This window comes from Nocardiopsis sp. TNDT3, assembly GCF_003427465.1.
GTDB classification, from domain to species: Bacteria; Actinomycetota; Actinomycetes; order Streptosporangiales; family Streptosporangiaceae; genus Nocardiopsis; species Nocardiopsis dassonvillei.
Map to the genome: position 1 here is coordinate 1 of NZ_QPFC01000073.1, position 5,136 is coordinate 5,136.

At 75.8% G+C, this 5,136-nt stretch carries 5 protein-coding genes; 2 read left to right on the top strand and 3 right to left on the bottom strand.

Annotated elements, in window-relative coordinates; genetic code table 11:
- Positions 1–257 (bottom strand): sensor domain-containing protein (locus DQW06_RS02180; protein WP_198662361.1); only part of this gene is annotated, 257 nt, incomplete at its 3' end.
- A gap of 109 nt (positions 258–366) precedes the next feature.
- A complete protein-coding gene (locus tag DQW06_RS02185) occupies positions 367–1,092 on the bottom strand; it encodes a GAP family protein (protein WP_013153108.1) in 726 nt (241 codons plus the stop codon).
- 73 nt (positions 1,093–1,165) lie between these two features.
- Here DQW06_RS02185 and DQW06_RS02190 point away from each other — a divergent pair, with 73 nt between their 5' ends.
- A complete protein-coding gene (locus DQW06_RS02190; RefSeq protein WP_013153109.1) occupies positions 1,166–1,795 on the top strand; it encodes a TetR/AcrR family transcriptional regulator in 630 nt (209 codons plus the stop codon).
- Positions 1,796–1,910: 115 nt separating this feature from the next.
- On the opposite strand, the gene DQW06_RS02195 is transcribed toward DQW06_RS02190, so the two are convergent.
- Positions 1,911–2,408, bottom strand: coding sequence for a pyridoxamine 5'-phosphate oxidase family protein (locus DQW06_RS02195; RefSeq protein ID WP_013153110.1), 498 nt, complete (start codon positions 2,406–2,408; stop codon positions 1,911–1,913).
- 137 nt (positions 2,409–2,545) lie between these two features.
- Between DQW06_RS02195 and DQW06_RS02200 the strand changes: the two genes are divergently transcribed.
- A partial coding sequence (locus DQW06_RS02200; RefSeq protein ID WP_117197872.1) for a LuxR C-terminal-related transcriptional regulator occupies positions 2,546–5,136 on the top strand: 2,591 nt, incomplete at its 3' end.

Sequence of the window (5,136 nt, forward strand, 5' to 3'; positions counted from 1 at the left end):
GGGGAGCGGTAGGGGCGGCGCGCCACCGGTCGGCGGCCCAGGTCGGCCAGGCGGACGCGTTCGACGTGGGCGAACCCGCGTGCGGCGTACAGGGTGCCCGTCATCAGGAACAGGCCCGCCATGACGACGGCGGTGCCCGCCCCGGCGGCCAGGCCCGTCAGGACGACCACGAAGGCGATGAGGGCCAACGGCAGGCCCAGGAGGATGTGGCGGGTGTCGGCCAGGAGCCGGGCGACGGCGTTGCGGGTCGTGTCCATGGCCCCGAAGTTACGCCCGGCCGGGCCCGGAGTCAGGGCGGTACGGGTGCGGACCGGGGGTGGTGCTGGCTCCACCCCTCGTCGGCGCCGCCGCGTTCGGGCCCTTCGGTCACAGGCCGCCCAGCAGGGCGGCGGCCTCCAAGGTGACGGGTCCGAGGCTGATGGCCCCGTCGAAGACCCCCGCGAGCCACAGCCCGTGCCGCAGGACCAGGAAGCCGACGATGCCGATGATCCAGCCCAGGGCCTCCCGGGAGCCGGACTCGACCTTGGTGCGCCAGCGCTCCATCCGGGGCCGCAGCCGCTCGCCGAAGGCGCGGTGGGCCAGGTAGAGCAGGATCGGCGGGAGCACCATGACGACGTTGTAGGCCGCCAGCAGCGGCACCCAGGCCGCGGCGGAGAGCCCGGCGGTGGTCATGATGCCGATGGCGCCGAAGTAGGGCAGCGCGGTGCCGCCCTCCAGCAGGCCGGTGGCCAGGCCCAGTGCGACCATCGCGCCGGTGCGCAGCGAGGCGGGCCTGCGCTGTCGGCGAGGTCCGCTCGGCATGAACAGCGCGTAGGCGAGCATGCCCCCGCCCAGCACCACCATCACCCAGCCCAGGACGGGGCTGTCGGCGATGTCGTCCAGGGCCTCGAACGCGAAGCCGAGGCCGAGCATGAGCGCGCAGCCCAGGGCGAAGTAGAAGGCGGCCACGGTGGCCAGGTAGACGAACAGGGGGCGGGCCACCGACCGCGCCCCGCTGAGTAACACGTACAGCGAGACCCCGATGGTGGCGGGGCTCAGGGTGTCCAGCAGCGCCAGTCCGGCGACCGGCAACAGCACTTCCAGTGACGGCATGGTGGTCTCCTCCCGCTCGCGTTTTCATACGGCTGTGCCAAATAAAATAACACACATGTGCTAGAAAGGGGAGGTGCCCAAGATCGTCGACCACGAACAGCGCCGCCGGGAGCTGGCCGAGGCCCTGTGGCGGGTCATCGCCGAGTCCGGCCCGGCCGCCGTGTCCATCCGCTCCGTCGCCGCCGAGGCGGGCTGGTCCCCCGGAGCCCTGCGCCACTACTTCCAGACGCGCGAGGACCTGCTCGTCTTCGCCATGAACCTGTCCGAGGAACGCGTCACCGCGCGCGTGACGGCCCTGAACGGCACCCAGGACCCGAACGCCCCGCTCCTGGACCGCATGGCCGAGTACGCCGAACAGCTCCTGCCCCTGGACGCGACCCGCCGCGCGGAGTACCGCGCTTGGGAGGCCGCCGGGCTGCTGGGGGAGTACGACCGCGACCGGGAACAGCGCTGGAACAGCCAGCGCAGGCTCTACCGGCTCCTGGTCGCCGCCCTCACCGGGCAGCCGGTGGAGGATCCCTTCCAGCCCCACCCCGACCCGTGGGTCGAGGAGTGGTCCGGGTACCTGCACACCCAGGTGGACGGGCTCGCCCTCCAGCTGATGGTCACCCCGGGCATGAAGGGCCCCGAGGGGGCGCGGCGGGAGCTGCGCGCCTTCCTGGCCCGCACCGAGGAGGCCTGGCTGCACCGCCAGGCCTCCTGAGCGGCCGGCGTGCGGGGGACACGAAGCGGCCCACCGCGCCCCGGTCGGCCGCACCCCGGGCTCCGGGGACCTCACGCCGCCCGGCCCGGGCCGGGCGGTGCGTCCGGCCTCGGCGTCAGACCAGCCAGCGGCCGTCGCGCATCAGCTCGCGTCCGGACATCTCGTTCACCTCGCGCCAGGCCTGGACGCGGCGCGGCGTGACGCGGAACCAGAGGTAGGGCGCGGCCAGCGCGCGCGGGTCGAAGCCCGTCCTCTCAGCGAACCGGTCGCCCCGCTCCCGCGTCAGCGCGTCCATCCCGAGGACCTCGACCCGGCCCTCGACCATGGTCACGTCGCGGGTGCCGCCCAGCCCCAGCCGGACGGTGCGGGTGGCGGCCAGGTTCCTGCCGGTGGGGCTGTCCGCCGCGGTGGCCACCAACAGCGACTCGCCGTCCCAGTCGAAGGACAGCGGCACCAGGTGGGGCACGCCGTCCTCCGAGGCGCTGGCCACCCAGACGTCGACGTCGCGGGCGAGCCGCTCCTCGGTGTCGCGGCGGCGCCGGGCGCCGGAGCGGGGCCGGTCGCCCGCCGGACGCGGCGCCGTCGTGGTCTCCTGCGCGTGAGAGCTGGTCACGGTCACTCCCCGTGGTCGTGGTTCGCGGTCGGCCCGGCGGCTTCGGCCGGGTGCGATCGCCGTGGTCCCAGCCTCCCCCGGCCGGGGCGCGGACCGCCTCCGTGCCGGCCACGGAAACCACCACCCATAATGAGTCGGTGTCCAGTCCAGTGGTCTCGGCTCGGGAAGCCGAAGTACTCGCCCTCCTCGGAGAGCACCTCAGCAACGCGGAGATCGCCGCGCGCCTGGTCCTGTCGGTGCGCACCGTCGAGTCGCACGTCTCCTCGCTCCTGCGCAAACTGGCGCTGCCGGACCGGCGGGCGCTCGCCCGGCACGCGACCGCCTCCGCACGCGCCGCGCGCGAGCGGTCGGCGCCCGCCCTGCCCGCGCCGTTGACGTCGTTCGTCGGCCGGGTCCGCGAGCGCCGGGAACTGGCCGGGGCTGTGACGTCGCACCGGCTGGTGACCGTGGTCGGGCCGGGCGGGGTGGGCAAGACGCGCCTGTCCCTGGCCGTGGCGGCGGACGTGGCCGACGACTTCGCCGACGGGGTGTGGTTCGTCGACCTGGTCCCGGTCACCGAACCGGGCCGCGTGGGGGCCGCGGTCGCGGCGGCCGTGGGTGTGGGCGAGCAGCCCGGAAGCGGCGTCGACGACACGGTCCTTGCCGCGCTGGCGGACCGCCGGGCCCTGCTGGTCCTGGACAACTGCGAACACGTGCGCGACGGGGTGACGCCGTTCCTGGAGCGGCTGCTGGCGGCCTGCCCGCGGCTGCGGGTGCTCGTGACGAGCCGGGCCCGGCTGATGGTGCCGTTCGAGCGTGTCCTCCCGGTCCCGCCGCTGTCGCGGGACGGCGGCGAGGAGTCGGACGCGGTGGCCCTGTTCATGGACCGGGCGGCCGTGGGCGGCTGGCCGCAGGGGCCCGCCGCGAGCGAGGAGGTCGTGGCCGTCTGCGAACGGCTCGGCGGCATGGCGCTGGCCATCGAACTGGCGGCGGCGCGGTGCTCGACGCTGGGGCTGGACGGACTCGCCGCCGGGCTCTCCGACCAGCTGCGGGTCCTCACCGGCGGTTCCCGGGCCGACGACAGGCACCGGTCGGTGCGGGCGGTGCTGGATTGGAGCCACGACCTGTTGGAGCCGGGGGACCGGGCCCTGCTGCGCCGGGTGTCGGTGTTCGTCGCGCCGTTCACCCCCGAGGCCGCCGCCGGGGTCGCCGGGTTCGCCCCGCTGGACCCGGCCTCGGTCGTCGACGGGCTCGGCAGACTCGCCGAGCACAGCCTGCTCTCCGTCACACCGTCCGCGTCCGGCACCCGCTACCACGCGCTGGAGACCATCCGCCAGTACGGGGCGGAGCGGCTCGCCGACACCGGCGAGCTGGCGCGCGTCCGCTCCCGGCACCTGGACTGGTGCCTGGCCGGTGCGGCCGACCTCACCGCGACCGCGGGCGCGGACTGGCGCGCCCGGTTCGACGCCGTGGCGGAGGACATGCGGGCCGCCCTCACCTGGGCCTGCGACCAGCCCGAACAGCGCGCGGACGCCCACCGGCTCGCCCGCGCCGTGGCCGAGCTGTCCTTCACCCGCACCCTGCTCGGCGAGGCCCAGCAGCGGTTCGAGCAGGCGGCGCGGCTCGCCGACACCGGCGACGTCGCCGACGCGCTGCGCCAGGCCGCCGCGGTGGCCGGATGCCGCGGCCTCGACGACGACATGTACCGCCTGCACCGTGCCGCCGCGCACGCCGCCCTCCGGGCCGGGGACACCGCGGGCGCGGGCCGCGACCTGGCGGCCGCCGCCACCGTCGCGTACCGGTTCTCCAGCTCGTTCACGCGGCTTCCCGCCGTGGAGGAGGTGAGGGACGCGCTCGCGCGGGCGCGGGAGCTGTCCGGCGACGCCCCGGCCGCCCGGGCCGCCGTCGCGCTGGCCGAGGCGGCGGTGGTCGCGGACGCGTTCGGCGCGGTCCAGGGGGATCCGGACAACACCGCCGGGGAGACGGTCGAGAGCGCCGAACGGGCGGTCGCGCTCGCCCGTGGCGCGGGCGACCCGGTGGCCGAGTCCGCCGCCCTGGACGCGCTCTCGGGCGCCCAGAGCTGGGCCGGGAACGCCTTCGCCGGTGCGGCCGCCTCCCGGCGCAGGGTCGACATCCTGGCCCCGCGACCGCCGACCCCCGCCAGCACGCACGAGCTGATGGACGCCCTGGCCATGGCCGCCGGAACCTCCCTCGGCGTGGGGCGGCTGCCGGAGGCCCGCCGGTGGGGCAGGCAGCTCGCCGACCACCCGCTGCTGGCCGAGGCGGGCCACAGCGCCACGTCCTGGCTCCTGGTCGCGGACGCGTTCAGCGGCGACGTCGACGGGGTGCTCACCGGCAGCACGAGGTTCCTCGACGCGTGGGAGCAGAACGGCCGACCGCGGACGCGCTCCCTGGGGCCCGCCGCCGCGTCGGTCGCGATGGTCCACGGCCTGCGCGGCGACCACGACGCACGGGCGGACTGGCTCGCGATCGTCGACCGGGCCGGGTCCGAGGCCGACCACCGCCTGGGCTACGGCGCGGTCTTCGACACCATGGTCCTGCTCCACCACGGGGACGCGGAGTCCGCCCTGGAACGCGTCGAACCGGAGCCGGACCGGGTGTGGAAGTGGGTGTGCTGGGTCTGGCTCCACTGGTACGTGGCGCTCAGGGCGGAGGCGGCGGTGCTCGCCGGGCACCCCAAGGCCCGGGAGCGGATCGCCTCCGCCAGGGCCGTGGTCACCCGCAACCC